We start from the raw sequence: 21,195 nt of genomic DNA on the forward strand, positions 1-21,195 counted from the left end.
CTAATTTTCAGGCGGTTTTTTAATTCCGCCAACAGGTTTAAAGAGTATAAGGTCGTATTAAAAATGTTGGATTTGAATGCTCTCAGTGATATGAGTATTCTTGCTGTCAATACAACATATCCAGATAAAACTGAAGAGAATATTGAAAGACTTATCAATTTTTTCTATAATGACACTTTTTTCGAATCGTCTGTTCTCACAAGCAATGATACTGAGGAAAAAGATAGTAAGGTTCATAGAGTGGAAGGCTGTGATACATGGGGTATCGATATTGAAAATTTAAGGTCAATTATTGATATGAACTTTGAAAATGCATATTCTGCATTTCAAACAGCTTTAATAATTGACTATGCCAATAGACATAAACCTGCGTATGAAGTTTTTAAGCAAGATATGCTTTCAAAAAGACTAATCAATAGTAAAGTAATAGCAAAAAAAGAGGATTTCTTTCGGAATTTTCATAATGTGCTTATTCAAGAGTTTTTTATGGATGGCCAACGTTTACCCTCTAATCAATATTCAGAAGATGGGTTTATTGAAAAACTTAGTAATGGAACCAAAAGATCTCGACTAGAATGTATGAAAATAGCAGAGGTTTTTTTGCAGTCTCCATATAGCCATTCACTAACTGTTTGGGATAAAATAAAGGAACATATAAAGAATGGTGCTAGTGATGATACAGATGATGAATATATAGATGTAGATTTTAAACAAGTTGTGACATCTGAGGTCAAACAGGTGATATCAGAGATTAATAACTGGTTCTATGGGCAATGTCGTTTTTGTGATGTACCAATGGCACATCTTTGGCTTGAATTACTTTTGTTTCATTATGGACACCCATATCATACAAATATCGGTAATCATAAACGCTATTCGTATACAGCGAAAAAAAGGAAAATGTGCTTAGATATATTTACATTAGATAAATGTCGTGCCCTTTATGACTGGATTCCGATGCTTGAATACTTTATTTATGATATGCAGGATAATAACCGACAGATGATTACGCGAATGTGTATGGATGCAATTGGTAAGCAACTTTTGCATATTGTTGATGAGATTCTTGAGGGTTCTGCATTGGTTGGCATTAATGAATTTGAATGGTCAATCAATAAAGAGCTCCCCAATAGAGAAGAAATATCCGTTAAAAAGAATCAAGAAAATATTTTTTTACGTATGATAAAGACTCTCAGGGATAAATTTAGAAAAATCAGAATATTTTAATTTCAACATTAATGTATCAAAATGTGCGTTATAAAGTTATGCAGTGTGTATCCTTTGTTTCAGATTGGCATACTGTATCGGGATTAAACTGCTTTGGAACAAAAACAATAACTCTTTATAATAATACTTGAAGTAGCGGAAGCTACCGAAGTGGAACAGGATAAGAATCGCCATGACTTCAACATCGCTATGCCGTTTTGCTTGTTACGATACTTTTCCTTTTGTATGTATTTAACTATACAGATTCTAATATTCGGAAGGACTTCGAAGTAACAAAGAAAAGAAAGGTTCTCGTAATGGAATAGAGTTTTTCAGAGCATTAGGTTGTAGTGACTTTGAGTTGGAACCTTTCAAAAATTTCTATTTCTTTCGAACACGAAAAAGTTTAGAACATTATTATCCACAAGCCAAGGATGGGGATAAGATGCTAATTAATTTGCAAGATATACATTGCTTTGGTAATTTTGCAATGATTGGTTCTGAGGTAAATAGTTCTGGCTCCAACTGGAATCCCATTGATAAAAAGAATTGCTATCTTGATACAAAGTCAAACCAAGTAAGTGTTGTTTCTTTAAAGTTTAGAATTATGTTACAAATATGCTAAGATAATTACAATGCTGGTATTAAAGATAAGACCTTAACACGTTCATTTGGATTAGAATGAAATGTTGATGATATGATTCAACATCAATAGAAGATGCTTGAAATCATTAAGATTATAATGGATAAGCAGGTGTTCGCTATTTATGGTGGAACACATACAGGATTTTCAATAGATAATGTGGAAAAAATAGACATAAATGCTTATGACGGATACATGCCTTAATATAATAACACAGTTAACGGTTGAATTACATAAAGATGACATCTCAAAAGAAAAATTGGGGACTGGCGTTCTTTATACCAATAGGAAATTGTCTGGGGTGGTATATGTTTTGACGGCTAAACATTGCCTTTCGAAGTTAGGGGAAAAAGGTAGAGTATCGTTAAGAATTTATAACCCTGGTACCAGTACATATGAATACGTTACCCCTGTTAAGCAAAGTATTTTGCTCCATTCCGAAGATGATGCTGGTATAATTATTATTAATAAACGAGAGCTTGCATCGGTTGTCTCTGACCTTCCAACGGTGTATGTAGTTGATAAAAATTTTGGAACAGACGAAGCCGTGAGTAAAGGGTTCCCTCTGGCTACCCTTGATCAGACTAACGAAAATGGAGAGTCATTCTTGGCAATGATAAAAATGAATTACCTTCATGAAGATACAACAGAGAATGTATTCCAACTTTCTACAAATGACGATTATAGTGAAGATACAATTGTTGGAATGTCAGGTTCCGGTATTTTTATAGAAGCTTGTGAGGAGTTGTATATTAATGGGATCTTCATTAGGTACACTGACGAAGAGCGTGGAAAGGTAATAAGTGCTCAGAGGTTGATTTCCTTCAATAAACTGCTGGAAGAAGAGTATAAAAAGAAAATCTCATTGTCATTCCTCGGACATCACGGTTTAGGACATAAAATATTAAAAAACAATGTTGAAGATTCCGTAGCAAACTTGGGACCCAGATATTGTCAGAAAGTCAATGTAAAGACAGGAACTGCCAAGTATTTTGACTGCGTGGCAAAAACGCCTGCATATTTTGAACGATTGTACAGGAATATAGATTCCTGGTTGACTGAGAAAAGCTATAGAACAAGAAAAAATTCCATTAGAATAGGTGAGTTAGAATCTCATCTAAAAGCTATTCGAGACGATTTTATTGTAGCATTATCAGATTTGGATCAACATGTAGATGCTGTAGTTGATTTTTCTAGTTTGATGAAACGCATAAAAGACCTCAGAAAAGAATTAGGAGAAGTAAGACATAGATTTTATTCTGATTATTCCTCGACAAAAAAAGATGATAATGTAAGGAAAGAGCTCGAGGCTGATGAAGCCAGATTATCAGAAATATCTCAAGATTTGTATTCATTCACTGAAAACTTTGAAGATTTAAAGATTAATCTAGCAAACAATCCCTATTTGATAATTAAGGGTGAAGCTGGATGCGGAAAGTCGCATTTGTTAGGTGATGTTGCCAGTAAGAGAATCGATGATGGTCTGCCCACTTTGTTGTTCTTAGGAACAGACTTCTCTGAGGGAACTTATGAAACAACCATTACTTCAAAAGTAGGTTTTGTGGGTACTTTCCGGGAATTCCTATCCAGTTTCAATCAGATAGGTACCCAAGTAGGTTCACGAGCACTTCTGATGATCGATGCGCTGAATGAAGGACCTCAGGCCGTATTATGGAAAGACAGACTTTCTGGACTTATCAAGTCTCTTAAAGACTATCCTGCGATAGGTTTAGTAGTGTCAGTGCGTGATACATACTTTGATGATGTTATTCCTGATGGGGTGGAAACTGATTTGGGAGCTACAGTTATTGAGCATAAAGGATTTAAAGGTCTGGAATATGAGGCGGTAAAACAGTTCTGTTGGGCGTATGAGTTGAACTTACCCAATGTTCCCATTCTGACACCTGAGTTTTGTAACCCTTTATTCTTGAAGATAATTTGCGATACACTTGAAGCCTCTGGAGAGAAAGATTTTCCTAAAGGATTCAATGGCGTTTCATCACTGTTTAGTCAGTACTTCAACAATTTGGATAAGAAGTTTGCTGAAAAGAGACCCGAATATAAGTATAGGGATGTTGTCAGTGCAGCAGTTAAGCTGCTGGCATTCCCTATATTTGAGGCTAAATATAATATTCTGAATATAAAAAATGCAGATTCATTATTACAACAACAATTTCCTGCTTGTCATAATTTGCTCGCAGATCTAATAGACAACAATTTGCTGCTTAAAACGAAGAATTCTTTTGATGAAGAAAATATCGACGGCGTTGTTTTCTCTTATCAGAGAATCAGTGATTTTATAATTGCACGTGAAATTGTCAATAAGTTTCAAGACTTGGAATCGTTTGCAGAAAACATAAATACAGACAAAACTTTACATTCCATTTTTGTAGACAAGCATTGGGCATTCAAAGGAATTCTTGAAGCCATGGCTATCTTAATCCCCGAGAGATTTTCTCATGAGATGACAGATATTATTCGTTTTATTCCAGAAGATGAGTATGAAAAAGTATATTATACATGTTTTAATACAATTTCTGAGGCTCAGATAAATAGTTTGTGTTGGCGCACAATAGAATCTATTGACAAGAAAACTATAAGGCAGTTTCTAGGCTCCAAATATTGTAATATAGATTCTGATTATTGGTATAATAAACTGGTAGAGCTTTCTACTATTCCTAATCATCCTTTTAATGCTGATTATTTTCATGCATTAATGATGAGGTTTACCATGCCAGATCGTGATGGCAGATTCCAATTCTTTTTCAATGGTTGCGCAGGATATGATGATAACAGATGTGCCAACCCTCTGCGGCGTTTGATAGACTGGGCATGGTCTGAAAATGTATCTGTAAAAGCGGATTCCGAATCGACCAGATTAGCAGCCGTTATGCTTTGTTGGCTGCTGTCATCAACATATATCAAACACAGAGATGAGGCTACAAAAGCTCTTGTCAACCTTCTTTCTGAGCAGGTAGAAGTATTGATTGAAACACTACGTAAGTTTGAGAATGTGGATGATATGTATATCTATGAACGGTTGTATGCTGTGGCTTACGGGGTCGCATTGCGGACTTCATCACGCGATGGGCTGATGAAACTTGCAAGATATGTATATGAGACCATATTCAAACGTAATAACCCACCAAAAAATATTTTACTGCGAGATTATGCAAGAAATATTGTTGAATACGCTAAATATAAGGGAGTTATAACTGCTGTTGATATGAAAAAGGTTCGCCCGCAATATACTAGCACACTCCCCACATGGCCTACAGATGATGAGGTTAATCACTTTCATATAGATTATGATGCAACAGATTTCAAGGAAAGAAAAGGTTCTGAGCAAAACCTGATTTGGGAATCGGTAAAGGGTCTGTTAGCTGATTTTTGGAATAAGATTGCTATGCCAACAATCGAACACTTTTATCCGATATCAATTTCTGAAGAAAAAGAATTTGATAAAGCATTACGCCTGTTTAAAGGAGATATGAAGAAACTAGCCAGAATAATATGTGAAAGAAAAGCTATTTCAATATTAAAAAGGCAGAAAGGGCCAAAGGATGCCAGCATAAAAAATACAATACTCGAATTAATTTGTAACGAGACTGAAAAGTTAATGTCGGAAGAGCAAAAAAAAGCTTTATACGATGTCATGATTCCTTTTAAAGTAAGGGAATTGCCTTTAAAGCAACATCATTATGGCAGATTTCCAACAGAAGGGGTTAGAAATTGGATTGTTAAGAGAGCTTATGAACTAGGCTTTGATGTAAATTTGCATGGTGATTACGATCGTTTTGCAAAAGACTGGACGTTCCGAAATTCGGATAATAGAATAGATCGTATAGGGAAAAAATATCAGTGGATAGCCTTCCATGAGATTATGGGGATATTGGCTGACAATTACAAATATGAGGATGATTATGCAAACGAGGGGTCTGGGGGGTATGAGCTGTTTCACGGAACGTGGCAATCTTTTCTGAGGAATATCAATCCATCAATGATTGCAAGAGTAAAAAGCATCGAAAGTGAGGATGCGGATGATAGTAGGGTGGAAAAAGAACACGAATGGTATAATGAAGAACAGTTTAATAACTGGAAGTACTCTGATATACATGAATCATGGGCATCCATGATTAAAGATTTGCCGGATCCGGTTTCCTTAATACAAAAGTTGGACGATTACGGCACAGAATGGTTAACCCTGAATAACTCCAGGAGTTGGGATGAACCCAAAGACATTGGTAAGGAGAAATATGAATATAACCTCTTAAAGCATGATGTATATTTGGCTGCTGATGCCATCCTCGTAAAGCAACAAGACAAAGAGAAGGCAATACAGTCTTTAGATGGTAGGGATTTATGGAATGGTGTGAATTTACCGACTGATGACTGGCAACATCTGGTAAATAGGGAAAAATACTGGTCACCAGCATATAAAGACGTTTATAGGAATCGACAAGGTTGGGCAAATTCAATAGATGGGCTAGATGTACCATATTATTATTCTTGTGAGCAAGCCTGCGGACATATTGAAGCTGATAAGTCAGGCACTATCAGTAAATATAGCATTCCCTGTAGGTTATTATTCGAGGGTATGGGCATGGAGTATGATTCACATGACGGTCAATATTTGGACAAAGAAGGCAATCTTGTGGCATTAACATACGGGTACGATCAGATTTTGGTTAAAAAGGAGCCTCTTTTACGATTCTTGAAGCAAAGTGGGCTGGCCATTTTGTGGATTGTGCGGGGAGAAAAGCGGGTATATATAAGTGGAGGAATGGGATGTCAATGCTTATATGATCCATGTGGAGTATATTATTTGGATGATAACAATGTCCCAGAAGGTGTCCTCAGAACATATAAGAGAGTGTGATATGAAACTGTTCTGTTATAAAGCAAAGTGTGGAGATGCATTTCATCTACAATATGAGGGTGAAAGCGGTATGTGTCGTAATATATTTCTTGATATGGGGTACTCCAAAACTTATACCCAAGTGTTGAAAGGTGTTATTTCAAATATTATGGGGAGTTCAGAACAGATAGATGCTTTGTTCCTGTCTCATATCCATGATGATCATATTGGCGGAGCTAGTAGATTTATAAAAGATATTCAAAAAGATTGTACTTTGGAGAATATTGTTAGTCGGTGGATATATAATCCACCAAGAAAGTATGAAGTTGAGCAAGCCTCTGATAATAAGAACGGGGTGCTCTGTGGCATAGTCTCAGGGGATAAGGTCTATGAATATATTCAGTCACATAGTCCATTAGATATGTGTGATGTTATAGAAGGGATGTCTTTCAATATTGACGGAATGAAGGTAACAATACTTTCTCCTGATGAGTGCAAACTGAACCTGCTTAGGGAAAAATATTCAAAAAATCGTCCATTTTGTAAGTCTGAAACAAATGAGGTTAGTGTTGAAGCGGGTAATGTTGCTGATGATTATGCAACATTACTTAATGATTTTAATACAAACTGTTTTCAAGAAGACATAAGTGTTGAGAACACCAGTAGTATAGCCGCATTGTTTGAGTATGTCGGGAAAAGAATTTTATGGCTTTCTGACTCTGTACCATCAGTTATAACACGCTCATTGTTTAAATTAGGATATAGTGAAGCGAACAAACTGCATTGTGATGCTGTCTTGCTTTCGCATCATGGAAGTGTAGCAAATAATAGCTTAGCTTTATTTAAGGTGATACAATGTGAAAAGTATATTATTAGTGCTGATGGAATAAATCGCCATTGTCTACCAAACAAAGAAACTATAGCAAGAATTATTTCTGCTTCTTCAAAACTGCCTGTAACCCTGTATTTTAATTATAATGACGGTCGGTTAGTTAGAATGTTTAAACCAGATGCCCAAGAGTATGTGAAATCAATTATTGACATTCATTATCTACATGATAGGGAGGCAATTGATTTTTGAAGGCTATTTGACAGTCACATATGTTATTGAATTTCCATTTTGCTGTATCATTTCAGAAGTCAAGAACGGCTTTTCAGAAGAGAATATAGAATAATAATGTAAAAGCATAAAAGAAGACAATGATTTGGAACTATAAATAGGAAAATGTATCTTTGTAATGTAATGAAAAGGCATAGACAAATGAAAGTCTATGAGTGACATAAACAGACAAGGTTTAGTTACTAAATCGTTACTATTAAAAGTGATTATTTAACAGGAACCTGATTATAAGGGATTTATGCTGAAAGGGTTCAGGACCCCCAGCTTCCGCAGAGGATTTAAAAAGGTGATCTTCGGATCACCTTTCTTGTTTTCCGAAGGTTACTGTTTTAGATTTCTTCTTTGAGATACCCTCAATACAACCATTTGCCGTTTTTATATCCCTTCGCAAATGGGAAACCGTAATTTGGGTAAATCAATCCGTGATTTATTTTATTCGTTTCTCGACAATACCCGGTAAATTTGCTGCCATCAAAGCCATATCCCCAAACGGAATTCAAGAAAAACGTCTGCTTCGGAATGGCGGCGAAAAGAAACATTCAAATCCATAAACCTTTTTAAATTATGAGACCTTATATCATTTGCCACATGGTGGCTTCCATAGACAGACGTATCGACTGCGCCATGGTGGAGCAGATCAGCGGAGACGAATACTACACCACACTGGAGCAACTGGATTGCCCCACTCTATTGGAGGGGCGGGTAACCATGGAGCATTACAGTGCCGACAAGGAACCTTTCATTCCGATAGAAAACAAACCGGTAGGCAAACCGTCGGTCTACATGGCTGAAAAATCGGATGCCTACATGGTCACCGTAGACACTCAGGGCCGTCTGCGCTGGAAATCGAACACCATCGACGATGTACCGCTCATCTGCATCGTCAGCGAAAGAGCCAGCGAAGAATATCTGGCCACCCTGCGCCGACAGGAGATTTCCTGGATTGCCGTGGGCAAGGAACACATTGACCTGGAGAAAGCCATGGAAATTCTCTACACCCAGTTTGGCGTGAAAAGACTCGGTCTGCTGGGCGGCGGACACATCAACGGCGGATTCCTGGAAGCAGGCTTGGTGGACGAGGTAAGTCTGCTGCTGGCACCGGGCATCGACGGCAGAAAGGGAGAAACCTCCTTGTTTGACGGCATTTCAGACAAAAGCCGGATGCCGGTGCGCCTCCGTCTGCAGCAGGTGGAAGCACTGGAAAACGATGTATTATGGCTGCGCTATAAACTATAATCCAAAAACAGAAAGATATGAATACGAATATGACTGAAAAAAAGAAACTCGTGGTATTCTTCTCACGTACAGACGAAAACTACGGAGTGGGCTACATTACCAAAGGAAACACCCATATTGTTGCAGAAATGCTGGCTTCGGAAACCGAAGCCGATCTCTTTCAGATAGAGCCCGTACAGTCTTATCCCGCGGAGTATGACCGCTGCATCGAGATTGCCCAACAGGAAAAACAGGCCGGTGCCCGTCCGGAAGTCAAAAGCGACATCCGGATTGAGGACTATGACATGATCTTCCTGGGCTATCCAAACTGGTGGAGCGAACTGCCGATGGCAGTCTATACCTTTATCGAGAAGCACGACTGGAACGGAAAACTCATCGCCCCCTTCTGCACCCACGAAGGCAGCGGTCTGTCGGCCACGGAGCGCCGCATCCAATCGGCCTGCCAGGGAGCAAAGGTTCTCCGGGGAATAGCCATTCAAGGAAGCACGGCACAGCACGATGCGTCAGCCACCCGCAAGGCAATACAAGGCTGGCTCAAAGCTCTGGAGCAATAACCGAATGTTGAAAAAAATACAAAAAAGCAGTCCGGGAAACCGTCAATCGGGAAAATGCCGCTATCTTTAGCCGGTAAATCTAAAAACTAAAAAACATGGGAATTCTAGACACGATTTTGGGTAATGCTTCCGAAATGGACGCTGCGTCTCTGCAAAAGGAGTACGGCCCGCTGCTTTGCGATGGAGAATTTATCGAGAAGGCTTTCAAACTGATTCGCGACAAATGGGTATTCACCAACAAACGCCTCATCATTCAGGATATTCAGGGAGTCACGGGAAAGAAAAAGGAATATATGTCCATCCCCTACCGCTCCATAGAGCGCTTCTCGGTGGAGACAGCTGGCACCTTTGACATGGACGCGGACATGAAACTGTGGATCCGTGGCGAAGAAGAACCGCTGGAACAGAAGTTCGGCAAGAGCTCCAGCATCATCGAGGTGCAGCGCATCCTGGCCGCACACACTTTATAAAAGGAGCTGAGTATCGGCCCGATAAACAGATAAAAAAATGGTCGTGATGATTTTTGCAAATCATCACGACCATTTTTTTATTTCATCGAAATCATTTTTTCGTTTCGTGCACCCCGTTTTAATACAGGTTCAGTTCGTCTACAAAAATGAAAGCCGAATTGCCCTTTCCGGGATGCCAGTCGGGCAACTTGCCGCTACGGACGGTCACCTCTACATAACGGGCAGACACCGGAGCAAAAGAATACTCATAAGGATAGATTCCATCCTTGTCGGCCTGCTTCAGATCGGCAATATCCTGCGCCAGAATCTCACGGTAGTTCACACCGTCATCGGACACCCGGATGCGTACTCCGCGCGGTCCCATAATCCAGTCGCCTTTCACCACATTGCAACGGAAGCACAGTTTGCTGATTTCGGTAGCTTCCTTCAGGTCGATCACCGCCTCAAGGTCTCTGCCCTGGAAGCCCAGCCAGCGTCCGGTCTTGTAGTTACCGTCACCCTGCAAACCGTCGTTCAGCGCCGGCGCTCCGTTGAAGGCATAACCGCCACTGGGCTGCTGCTTGAGGGTGATGGGCTTCATGGATGACTTGCTGCGGGTAACCTTCTCGGAGAAGATACGGCTGCGCGCGCCACCCGGACGGAACACTGCGGCCTTGATCTGCGCATCGCTCTTGATGAACAGCGGTTGCAGAGAATCGTATGGAGCGCTGTCCTTTGTCGGGTCGGTACCATCGAGTGTATATCGGATATCGCCCTGTCCCAAAGTCTTGAAGGTCACTTTCAGAGCGTCCTTCTCGGTGTCGGGCTCCAGTGTGGCGCGGATATCCAGCAGATGGGTGGCATAATTATAACCGTTCACGTCATACTGGTCCATCATGTCGGGCACACGTTGCAGGAAGTTCTCATAATTGCGGTGCTCCGGCTGTGTCCACTGCACTTCGGAAAGAGCGGCCATACGGGGCAGCACCATGTATTCCACCTGACTGAAAGTCGGGATATACTCGGTCCAAAGATTGGCCTGCGCACCGATTACATACTTCTTGCCGTCCTCCGGAATGCCGGCTGTAGGCTCCAGAGAGTAGACTTTCTCTACCGGAACATAACCGCCGATGGCCAGAGGTTCGTCGGCCGTATTGGCTGTCTGGTAATAGTCGAAGTAAACATGTGAATTCGGAGTCATGATCACCGGATGCTTCTGCTTGGCCGCCTCGATACCGCCGCCCACACCGCGCCAGCTCATCACTGTGGCATTCGGTGCCAGACCGCCTTCGAGTGTTTCGTCCCAACCGATGATGTGACGTCCCTTGCTTTCCAGGAAACGTTCCATACGCGAGATGACATAGCTCTGCAGATATTCCTCGGCTGTATGGCGGTTATCGCCCTTGATTCCTTCATCGGCAATGCGTTTCTGGCATTTGGGGCACTCCTTCCAACGGGTCTTCGGACATTCGTCACCACCCACATGGATATAAGGTGAAGGGAAGAGTTCCACCACCTCGCTCAGCACGTCTTCCAGGAAAGTCAGCGCCTTCTCATTACCGGCACAAATCACATTGTCGGACACACCCCACTGGGTCCACACCTCATAAGGGCCTCCCGTACAACCGAAATCCGGATAAGCGGCCAAAGCGGCCTGCATGTGTCCCGGCAAATCAATCTCCGGCACAATGGTGATATACCGTTCGGCAGCATAAGCCACAATATCCTTGATCTGCTCCTGTGTATAATAACCGCCGTAAGGTTTTCCGTCGTACTTGCCGGAGTTGCGGCCGATTACGGTTTCCTTACGCTTGCTGCCCACCTCGGTCAGGCGCGAATATTTCTTGATTTCGATACGCCAGCCCTGATCCTCGGAGATGTGCCAGTGGAAACGGTTCACCTGATGCAGTGCCAGAATGTCGATATAACGCTTCACCTCGTCCACCGTAAAGAAATGGCGGCACACATCGAGCATCATACCGCGGTAGCCGAAACGGGGAGCGTCCTGAATGGTTACGGGACTGAATGCAATCTTCTTGTCCTTGGCACCGGCAGGAATGGATTTGCGCAGCACCTGCATACCATAGAACACACCGGCCGGAGTGGCTCCTGTGATGGTGATGTTCTTGCCTACTTCCAGGCGATAGCCTTCATTGATTTTTCCTTCAAAATCAACGGTCTCGCTGGCTCCAGGGATTGACGGGTCGAGTGCCAGACGGATGCAGTTGGACGAAGCATCGGCATCGGCCTTGATTTCGGGACGATAGCCCGTCTGCTCCTCGATGTATTGCGCCAGGAAACGGGCATTGCGCTCCATGTCGGCATTCTGCGACGGGTAGCTGATGACTGTGTTTTTACTCAAAGTAAAAGATTTGGCCTGCTGCTTCTCTATGTGATTGGGCAGCGGAATAATCTCGTAATCGGCTTGAAGAGCCTTCTGACTGTGACAGGCCGAAAGACAGGCGGCCAGCGTCACGGGGAGAAAAATCTTAACGATAGAATTCATGTTTCGGGTTTTAGGAATTTAAGAATACACAAACTTACAATTTTTATCAGGAAGTCACAACAAAAGTTTCAAGAAATGAATCTTTCCTTAAAAAATAGACGGTTTGAATTTTCTTACTACCTTTGTAAAAACAAAAAATTGACTGTTATATGAATTCAATGGATTTACTTTATTGTGCTGCCTGCGCCGCTTTGGCGGCCGGTAAGGATATTCTGGATGTATATCTGGACCCGAACTCGGACTTCGGCATCGAAAAGAAAGCGGACAATTCACCGCTGACCATTGCCGACAAGAAGGCGCACGAACGCATCATGACTTATCTCACACAGACTCCATACCCGGTGCTGAGCGAAGAGGGCAAACACATGGACTATGCCGTACGCAAGGAATGGAACACACTCTGGATTGTGGATCCGCTGGACGGCACTAAGGAGTTTATCAAAAAGAACGGAGAGTTTACCGTAAACATCGCTCTGGTAAAAGAGGGAGTTCCCGTACTGGGTGTGATTTATGTGCCGGTGAAGGAAGAGCTGTATTTGGCTGAAGAACAATTGGGTGCCTTTAAATTGCAGCACATCGCTCCGGGAAGCTGTCCCGAGAATCTGGAGTCGCTGCTGGCCGGTGCCTGCAAACTGCCGATGGAGCAGCCGGAGAAGAATGCCTTCGTTGTGGTAGCTTCACGCTCGCACCTCACTCCCGAAACCCAGGAGTATATCGAAAAGATGGAAAGTCTTCACGAGAAAGTGGAGACACGCTCCAGCGGAAGTTCCATCAAGATTTGTTTGGTAGCCGAAGGGGCTGCCGATGTATATCCGCGCTTTGCACCGACCATGGAATGGGACACGGCCGCCGGACATGCCATCGCCCGGGCTGCCGGAAAAAATATCTGGCACACAGACTTGCAGTCGCCGCTGCAATATAATAAGGAAGATTTGCTGAATCCCTGGTTCATCGTACAGTAAACCGACTCATATTACTATAAGAAACTCCTCAAACCCGATGTTGGTCGTCCACACCGGATTTGAGGAGTTTTCATTTTCATCGGTCGCACATCAATAGGTGATGGCATTCCACTTGGGCGGTTCCACGCCCATCAGATGGCGCACAAAGAAATCATAACGCTTATGCTCGCCGAAGTTGTCGCCCATCGTATGCCCGGCTCCGGGAACCACCACCAGCTCAAAATCCTTGTTGGCTCTAATCAGTGCGTTGACCACCTGCATGGTCGATGCGGGGTCCACATTGTCGTCCATCTCTCCCACCACCAACATCAACGGGCGCTCCAGCCGGTGCGCCTGTTCCACATTGGAGCTTTCTATATATGACGAATCGACGGGATAACCCATCCAAAGCTCGTTCCACCAGATTTTGTCCATGCGGTTGTCGTGACAGCCACAGGCCGAATAGGCGGCTTTATAGAATTCGGGATGGAACAGCACCGCCGACATGGCTTCCTGTCCGCCTGCCGAACTGCCGAAAATACCCACCCGATCCAGATCCATATAGGGATAGCGACGTGCCGCCTCCTGCAACCAGGCCATGTGATCGGGCAGTCCGGCATCCTTCAGATTCTTGTAACACACTTCTTCAAAGTCCTTCGAGCGGAACGAAGTGCTCATGCCGTCCACCTGAACCACAATGAATCCCAGTTCAGCCAGCGAAGTCATCCACCAGTTATAGGATGAGAAGCTCTTGGGCACATGCTGTCCGCCGGGACCGGAGTAGATGTATTCCACCACCGGATATTTGCGTGACGGGTCAAAATTAGTAGGTCGGTAAATCACACCCCAGATGTCGGTCTTGCCGTCACGCCCTTTTGCTGAGAACACTTCCGGAGCGCGCCATCCGTTGGCCTCCAGACGGGATATGTCGGCCTGCTCCAACGGCATGACCTGCCGGCCGGTATGGGCATCACGAAGTACCGCCACCGGAGGGGTGTCTACCTTGGAATATACATCGACCAGATAACGATAGTCGGAAGAGAACCATGCCTGATGCATCCCTTCGTCGGGCGTCAGTTCCACCAGACCCTTTCCGTCGAATCCGATCCGGTAATAGTGTATCAGATAAGGGTCTTCCTTGGGATTCATACCGTTGGCCGAGAAATATATCCACTGGTTCTGCTCATCCACATGCTGCACGCCACGCACATACCAGCGGCCTTTGGTGATCTGACGCACGGGGCGACCCGTCGTGCGGTCGTAGAGGTACAGATGGTTGTAATTGTCGCGCTCGCTGGTCCAGAGAATGTGTTTGCCGTCTTGCAGATAGTTGCGGTAAATCAACGGATAATTCACATACTTCTCTTCCTTCTCTTCAATCAGCGTGCGCACCTTTCCATCCTCGGCTGAGAGTTCCAGCACACGATAGGTTTTGTGACCGCGCTCATTGTACTCAAAGGTTACACTCTTGCTGTCGGCATCCCAACGCAGGTAAGACAGACTGTACTGATGGGCAAACAAGGAGGTTTCGGGAATGCAGCGCTGACCGGTCTCCACATGGAAGATACAGGGCACCTTAAACGGCAGTTCATCACCGGGCTTGGCATATTCCTGCTGGTGCAGTTTGGGCTGAAGCTGGTCGCGCGGCGAGGATTCCACATAATAGACATAGCGTTTCTGCACGGGACGGATGCGGCAGGAAAGTACCTTGCGCGAATCGGGCGACCACTGGATATAAGAGGAATAATAGTTGCTCAGGGTTCCGTCCTGACTCAACTGACGCTCGCGTCCGTTGGCCTTGTCACGAACAAAAATATTGTCGTTCTTGATATAGGCCTCATACTTTCCGTCGGGCGAAGTAACAGGTCCCCACCCTTTTTCATCGTCGGTCTCCATCCAGTGCCGCCCCTTTCCGCGTGGAGGCACCTTACCTTCGCGCGTAAGTCGGTTGGCCGCAATCTCATAGCGCCAGTTGTATCCGTCGCACACAAAGCGGAACACATCGAGCGAGGCTTCCAGATTCCCCTTGTCCAGAGGCAAGTTCCGGGCATCGACACGGCGCCCCAGAGACTGCTGCAACTGCACCGCCAGAGAGTCGCGTACAAAGAGCGGACGGCGGATCTGACGGTCGGCATCCACCAAGAGATACTCGTTTCCCTGAGGAGTGCGCTGCAGATACCAGAAAGAGGAGGTGCCCGTTACCCAATGGGGATTCACATCGCTATGATATACCTGATAACCACTAAACTTCTGACGGAGTGAGTAGGCACGGTTATAGTCTTCCAGTGTGCCTTGAGCGAAAGCCTGTCCTGACGACAGCAGCATCAGGGGGAGAGCAATCCTTAAAAAGTATTTTTTCATAAGTGTCTGACTTTAGGTTTTTGAAAAATTCCCCCAAAAATAACATAAAATAGAGACAAAACACCGGATTCTTACCCAAAATCAGCGAACATACCCAAAAACAGGCAGCAGACAGAGCGGAAAAATCATAAAACATGGGTATTTCATATCGCAAGAAAATCTCCTTACTTTGCTGGCAACGATTTGGATTATTAATATTTGGATTTATGAAAAAGACAATTGTAGTTTATGGTTCCTCAACCGGAACTTGCGAGGAGCTGGCCGGAAAGATTGCGACAGCTCTGGGACTGGACGACAGTGCGGTGATCAATGTTTCGGAACTTACTCCGGACATGATTTCCGAAAACGAAGCCTTGATTCTGGGCTCTGCCACCTGGGGATGCGGCGAACTTCAGGACGACTGGTACGACGGGGTGAAGGTGCTCCAGAGCGCCGACCTCAACGGTAAGATTGTGGCGCTCTTCGGCTGCGGAGATTCCGAGTCGTATGGCGACACGTTCTGCGATGCCATCGGCTTGCTGTATCAGGAAATCAAGGACAAGGGATGCACACTGGCCGGCAGCGGAATCAGTACCGACGGCTATCTGCATACGGATTCGGTGGCGCTGGATGCGGAAGGCAACTTCCTGGGACTGGCGCTGGATGAGGTGAACCAACCGGAACTGACCGACAGCCGGATCGCAGCCTGGGTCGAACAGATCGCTCCGGCCCTGCAATAAGCCCATAGAGTTTCTTTCACAAAAAACGGGAGCCATATCGAGTTTCGTGATATGATTCCCGTTTTTTATTTTTAAAATGATTTCGATGAAAATTTCCAATCGTCCGGATGATCTTATCCAATCATTACCATCTTTTTTTAATGCCGTCGGCCCGCCAGCAGACGCCATAGCAAGGCAGGCACACCGGGCAACGCCGTAACACAGGCAAAAACGATGTATTTCAGCGTATAACCGTGTAGAGGAAGCGGATAGCCTCCCTGCTTTTTCATGCGACGGACATAGAGTTGCAGAAACGCCCGGTCGGGACTGTCGGTAAAAAGCTTGTAGAGCATGGACATATAGTTCTGGTCGATGCGACGGCGTAATGCCTGCTGTTGCTCTGCCGGAAGCTGATTGGCCTGAGCAGACAAGCCCAACTGGATGCCCAGCAGATCCGTAAAGCGCTTGTGCAGTTTCTCGCGCTTCGGACTGTTCATGATGGAGTCCTGGCGCTGATAATAGGCATACAGCGGAATATCGGTAATGACCACAACACGTGCCCGCAAGTACAGTTGGGGCGTGAAGGCCTCGTCTTCGTGATAGGTATGCTCCGGAAAAGTCAGGTCGCGACACAAGGAACGACGGAAAAGATAGCCCCACGCACCGGCGCGCAGGTTGTGCTGGAGCATAAAGGCTGTGCCGCTCCCTTCAAACCATACGGAAGTATCTCCCTCGGCATCCGGTAAACGGGTACAGTCGTACACCTTACGGAAATCAAACGTCAGCAAATCGGGCTGCTTTTCCTGCAACAGCAACCACACGGCTGCATAACGCTCCGCAAACAGATAATCATCCGGATCGACAAACTGGACGTATTCTTTCGTGGCCAGCGACAGACCGGTGTTGCGGGCCCCGCCCAATCCTTTGTTTTCCTGATAGAAATAGCGCACACAAGAGGGTACCTGCCACTCCGAAAGCCAGGCAGGCACAGAAGTCTCCGGTGTACCGTCATCCACCAGAATCACCTCATAGTCTATATCCGAAGGAAGGGACAGCAGACTGTCCAGACAGCGTTTCAGCAGCATTCCTTCTATCCGATAATAAGGAAGGATAAAACTGACCGAAGCACTCATAAGCGCAACATTTTACTGATTGAAGAATAAACCGGACTGGCTTTCCGCCCCAACAGACCGCTCAGCAGGGCCTTGAAACGCGAAGCCACAGAAAGACCGGGCGCTCCCAACAGACGGATGACCGAACGGCGCGAAGGCAGTTCGGTACTGCCGCCGGCCTGCAGGACTTCTATCTGGCGGTCCATCGTATAAAGGTAAAGGCGGCCGAGCGTCTCCGACTGCCATCCGGACTCTGACAGCAGGCGCTGATAGAGTTCCAAAGCGGCGTGAAAAAGATCCAAACGCTTTTTCAACGAGACCTGTGTGGTAATGGAACCGTTGCGGCTGCAATAGTAATAAAGTCCGGTAGTAACGGCCAAAATACCGGTGGCACGCTGCATGACCAGCGGAACCACATAAAGGTCTTCAAAATAAAGTCCCTCGGGAAAGGTCAGTCCCTGCCACAGGCTGCGCCGGTAAATCTTGTTCCAGGCATAACTGTGGGCGTATCCGCCCCGCTCAATCCACTGCCGGTAGGTCTCCACCCGAAGATGTTCCGAAGGCTTATAACAGAATGTTTCTTCGGCCCCATGATGCACCTGCACGGGATACTCCAGCACATCCGCATCGGAATGCGCCCGGAGCGTCTCCATATTGCGGGTCAGCGTGTCGGGAGCCAGGAAATCATCCGAATCGACAAAGGTGATGTATTTGCCCCGTGCGGCTACCAGTCCCGTGTTGCGGGCACTGCTCAGACCGCCGTTGCGGGCATGGCGGATATAGCGCACCCGGGAGTCACGACGGGCATATTCGCCACAGATCGAACCGCTGTTGTCGGTAGAAGCATCATCCACGAGGATGACCTCAAAAGAAAAGCCTGTCTGCCCGAAGATACTCTCCAGGCAGGCAGGCAAATAGGGTGCTACATTATATACGGGTATTACAATACTGAGTTCTAACATCTATATCTGTTTTTATTTCCTTTTGGAATCCTGATACAAATATAGCGCATTTTTCAGTATTTCTGTTCATTTTTTCAGAATCCTACGCGGGCGGCCACGAAAATATTCCGGCCCGGCGCACTGATGCCCGAAGCAAACATACGGTATTCCGTGTCGAGCAGGTTCTCCACACCGGCCTGAAGCGTCACGTTTTGAGTCACATTGTAACTGCCCTTCAGATTCAGAGTGAACCAGGCCGGCATACCGTCGCCGTCGGCTCCCTTCACAGTGGCATACTTGATGTTGTCTTCACCGTCGGAATTATAATCGGATGCGCGCTTGCGGCTGTTATACAGGGAATAGGCCTCAAAACGTCCCTTACCGTTCGAGGTAAGGTAAGCCACTCCCACTCTTCCGAACATCGGCGGGATGTGATCCAGCGGCTGGTGCTTCTCTCCCTTAACCACGCGTCCGTAGGTATAATTATAGGTGGCATTGAACTCCAGATTGCGCGAAGGCTTGGCAGTCAGACTGCTGCTGAAGCCCCACAATACGGCTGCCTTGGCATTGACCTGTGTGTAGACATCGCACAGGGTACCCTGATACTCCATCTGGCTCTCTCCCTTGAAAAGACCGCGGGCTGTAGTGATGGCATCAAAATAATAGGTTCCGTACACGACATTCTCCCACACCAGACGGTCGCCGATATGCTTGGTGATGTTCATATCCACGGTTACCGTCTTTTCCGGTTTCAGATTCTCATTGGGAATCGTCACTGTGCTGGTTTTGGATTCAAAGACTTTTGAGGCGGTGTCGATATTGGGCACGCGATAGGCCGTGCTGGCCGACCAGGCCAGTTTCCAGGTCTTGGCCGGCAGATAATTCAGTCCCCAAGCCAGACTGTAGGTCATGTTCTGCTTGCGCTGATCCTTACCGGCAAAAAACGGGAACACATCCTCATCCAGCACACTGGAGTAGGTGGTGGCATAACCCAAACGCACACCGTCGTTCATGCGTACCTTGGGCGTGATCTGCCATTCGTGAGTGGCAAAAGCCTCAACCGTGTGCATCCGGTTCTTACCGTCAGGATAACGGGTTCCGTTTTCCGAACGCTCACCGGTCACCACATTCTCGGTTTCGGCGGTCGATTTCAGGAAACTGAATGTTCCGTCAACACCCAGATGCAGCGTGTGCTGATCCCAATACTTAATCCAGTCGGTATTCAAGGTGGCCATGTGCACCTGCTCCCAGTTGTGATAGAGATCCTCTTTCTGGAATTTGCGGTCGTGACGGCTTTCCTTCACATTCTGATAGGCCAGAGTCAGGTTGACCTTATCGGCACCCAACTTGTTCCATCCATGAAAATGATAGGCCGAGAGCAAACGGAACTGCGGACCGTAATACCACTCCGCAAACTTCGGGGTGACGGTTCCATCTTTGGCTGTGCTCATTTCGCTCAGACGGTCATATCGGTTAAAGTCTGTTGTATTTGATAATTGGAAGTTCAGGATATGCTGCTCCTCGCGGTTCGGCTGATACAGGAACTTCTGTAAAATGTCATACTGGTCATAGCCGGAGCGGTATTGTTTCTCCGGAGAATCATTCGCTATAGCCTCATCAGCTTTTCCGCCCCACGGCTTCACGTAATAGTTGCAACGGATATAGGCATCGTCATCAGGCAGGAAAGGATTGCGGTTCTTTCCGGCCTTCAAATCGCCAAAATGGCTGTAGGTGAATGAAGTGAGCGAAGCAAACTTCTCGGTTCCGTAGTTGAAATCCACGTGTGTAGAGCCTTCGCTGTTGGCACTACCATAGCGCACGGCTGCATTTCCGGTCGTAAAGTGGTGCTGTCCCGGAACGGCCAGAACCGGATTCTGGGTATTGAACACAATGGCACCGCCCAGTCCGTCGGTTCCGTAATTCAACGAAGCCGGGCCATTAAGCACCTCCACGCGATTTTGAACGAACTGATCAACGGTAATGGAGTTCTGCAAATGACCATTTCGATAAATCAGATTGTTCATGCGGATTCCGTCTACCACCAAAAGAATACGTGATGCCTCAAAGCCACGAAGAATAGGACTGCCTCCTCCCTGCTGGCTTTTCTGAACTGCCACCTGACCGCTCTCCATCAACAGATCGGCCATATTCTGTTTGTTTGCGAAATCTATCTTGCTTTTTGAGAAGGTAAACGTTTGTTGCGTCGTATTCAATTTCTTTTGCGTATCCCGATTAACAGAAATCAAGACCTCGTCCAAATCAGAAGAACGATATACCTCTACACTGTCTGCAACATGTGCCTGTGCACACAGTGCCATCGAAAACAATCCAAATCCTAATAAAAATCGAGTCATGAAAACAATCTTTCTTTTTTCTTCGTTAATCCCAAATTGAAGAGGTATTGGAAACCCAAATATTAGAAGACGAGGTGTTATAGTCAGAATGACCTGGATCACTAGGAAATTTTTCCATGTTACTAATTTCTGAGCCACACAACAATACCTGCATATTCAGGTTTACCACCTTCAAAGAAGGAGCTACATAATTTTTTTTCATAATTAATAGTTATA

Annotated in this window: 13 protein-coding genes; 8 read left to right on the forward strand and 5 right to left on the reverse strand. The window is 45.3% G+C overall.

The features are described from left to right. From DXA74_RS10145 to DXA74_RS10180, 6 genes are all read left to right on the forward strand, one after another. The coding region (locus tag DXA74_RS10145; protein WP_233550513.1) for a hypothetical protein at positions 1-1,227 on the forward strand (1,227 nt) is incomplete at its 5' end. Between the two features lie 800 nt (positions 1,228-2,027). Further along, positions 2,028-6,728 carry an AVAST type 2 anti-phage system protein Avs2 gene (gene avs2 / locus DXA74_RS10155; RefSeq protein ID WP_118527245.1) on the forward strand — a complete coding sequence of 1,567 codons (4,701 nt, stop codon included), beginning with the start codon at positions 2,028-2,030 and terminating at the stop codon, positions 6,726-6,728. 1 nt (position 6,729) lies between these two features. Continuing rightward, entirely contained in the window at positions 6,730-7,788 is a 1,059-nt protein-coding gene (locus DXA74_RS10160; RefSeq protein ID WP_158576056.1) for an MBL fold metallo-hydrolase, read from the forward strand. A 603-nt stretch (positions 7,789-8,391) separates the two neighbouring features. Then, complete coding sequence (locus tag DXA74_RS10170) at positions 8,392-9,063, forward strand: dihydrofolate reductase family protein (protein WP_118527251.1); 672 nt, start codon at positions 8,392-8,394, stop codon at positions 9,061-9,063. 17 nt (positions 9,064-9,080) lie between these two features. Continuing rightward, positions 9,081-9,617, forward strand: a complete 537-nt coding sequence (locus DXA74_RS10175) for a flavodoxin (RefSeq protein ID WP_118527253.1) — start codon at positions 9,081-9,083, stop codon at positions 9,615-9,617. A gap of 95 nt (positions 9,618-9,712) precedes the next feature. Further along, positions 9,713-10,087 (forward strand): PH domain-containing protein, encoded by a 375-nt coding sequence (locus DXA74_RS10180; RefSeq protein WP_118527255.1) that lies wholly within the window; start codon positions 9,713-9,715, stop codon positions 10,085-10,087. A gap of 118 nt (positions 10,088-10,205) precedes the next feature. On the opposite strand, the gene DXA74_RS10185 is transcribed toward DXA74_RS10180, so the two are convergent. Further along, entirely contained in the window at positions 10,206-12,572 is a 2,367-nt protein-coding gene (locus tag DXA74_RS10185; protein ID WP_118527257.1) for a glycoside hydrolase family 20 protein, read from the reverse strand. A gap of 158 nt (positions 12,573-12,730) precedes the next feature. Between DXA74_RS10185 and cysQ the strand changes: the two genes are divergently transcribed. Next, entirely contained in the window at positions 12,731-13,534 is an 804-nt protein-coding gene (gene cysQ / locus DXA74_RS10190) for a 3'(2'),5'-bisphosphate nucleotidase CysQ (RefSeq protein ID WP_118527259.1), read from the forward strand. 90 nt (positions 13,535-13,624) lie between these two features. Here the strand turns inward: cysQ and DXA74_RS10195 are convergent, their stop codons facing one another. After that, the gene (locus DXA74_RS10195) at positions 13,625-15,874 is read right to left on the reverse strand and encodes a S9 family peptidase (RefSeq protein WP_118527261.1); all 2,250 of its coding nucleotides are present in this window, start codon (positions 15,872-15,874) and stop codon (positions 13,625-13,627) included. 206 nt (positions 15,875-16,080) lie between these two features. Here DXA74_RS10195 and DXA74_RS10200 point away from each other — a divergent pair, with 206 nt between their 5' ends. Next, positions 16,081-16,593 (forward strand): flavodoxin, encoded by a 513-nt coding sequence (locus DXA74_RS10200; RefSeq protein WP_118527263.1) that lies wholly within the window; start codon positions 16,081-16,083, stop codon positions 16,591-16,593. Positions 16,594-16,730: 137 nt separating this feature from the next. Here the strand turns inward: DXA74_RS10200 and DXA74_RS10205 are convergent, their stop codons facing one another. The 3 genes from DXA74_RS10205 to DXA74_RS10215 all read right to left on the reverse strand — a co-directional run bounded on the left by DXA74_RS10205 (position 16,731) and on the right by DXA74_RS10215 (position 20,979). Continuing rightward, positions 16,731-17,705 (reverse strand): glycosyltransferase family 2 protein, encoded by a 975-nt coding sequence (locus DXA74_RS10205; RefSeq protein WP_118527265.1) that lies wholly within the window; start codon positions 17,703-17,705, stop codon positions 16,731-16,733. Continuing rightward, positions 17,702-18,646, reverse strand: coding sequence for a glycosyltransferase family 2 protein (locus tag DXA74_RS10210; RefSeq protein WP_118527267.1), 945 nt, complete (start codon positions 18,644-18,646; stop codon positions 17,702-17,704). The genes DXA74_RS10205 and DXA74_RS10210 overlap by 4 nt, the downstream gene beginning before the upstream one ends. A 74-nt stretch (positions 18,647-18,720) precedes the next feature. Then, positions 18,721-20,979: a TonB-dependent siderophore receptor gene (locus tag DXA74_RS10215; RefSeq protein ID WP_118527269.1), complete on the reverse strand. Its 2,259-nt coding sequence runs from the start codon at positions 20,977-20,979 to the stop codon at positions 18,721-18,723. Between the last annotated feature and the right edge of the window lie 216 nt (positions 20,980-21,195).

Source organism: Bacteroides sp. OF04-15BH (genome assembly GCF_003477995.1).
GTDB lineage: Bacteria > Bacteroidota > Bacteroidia > Bacteroidales > Bacteroidaceae > Paraprevotella.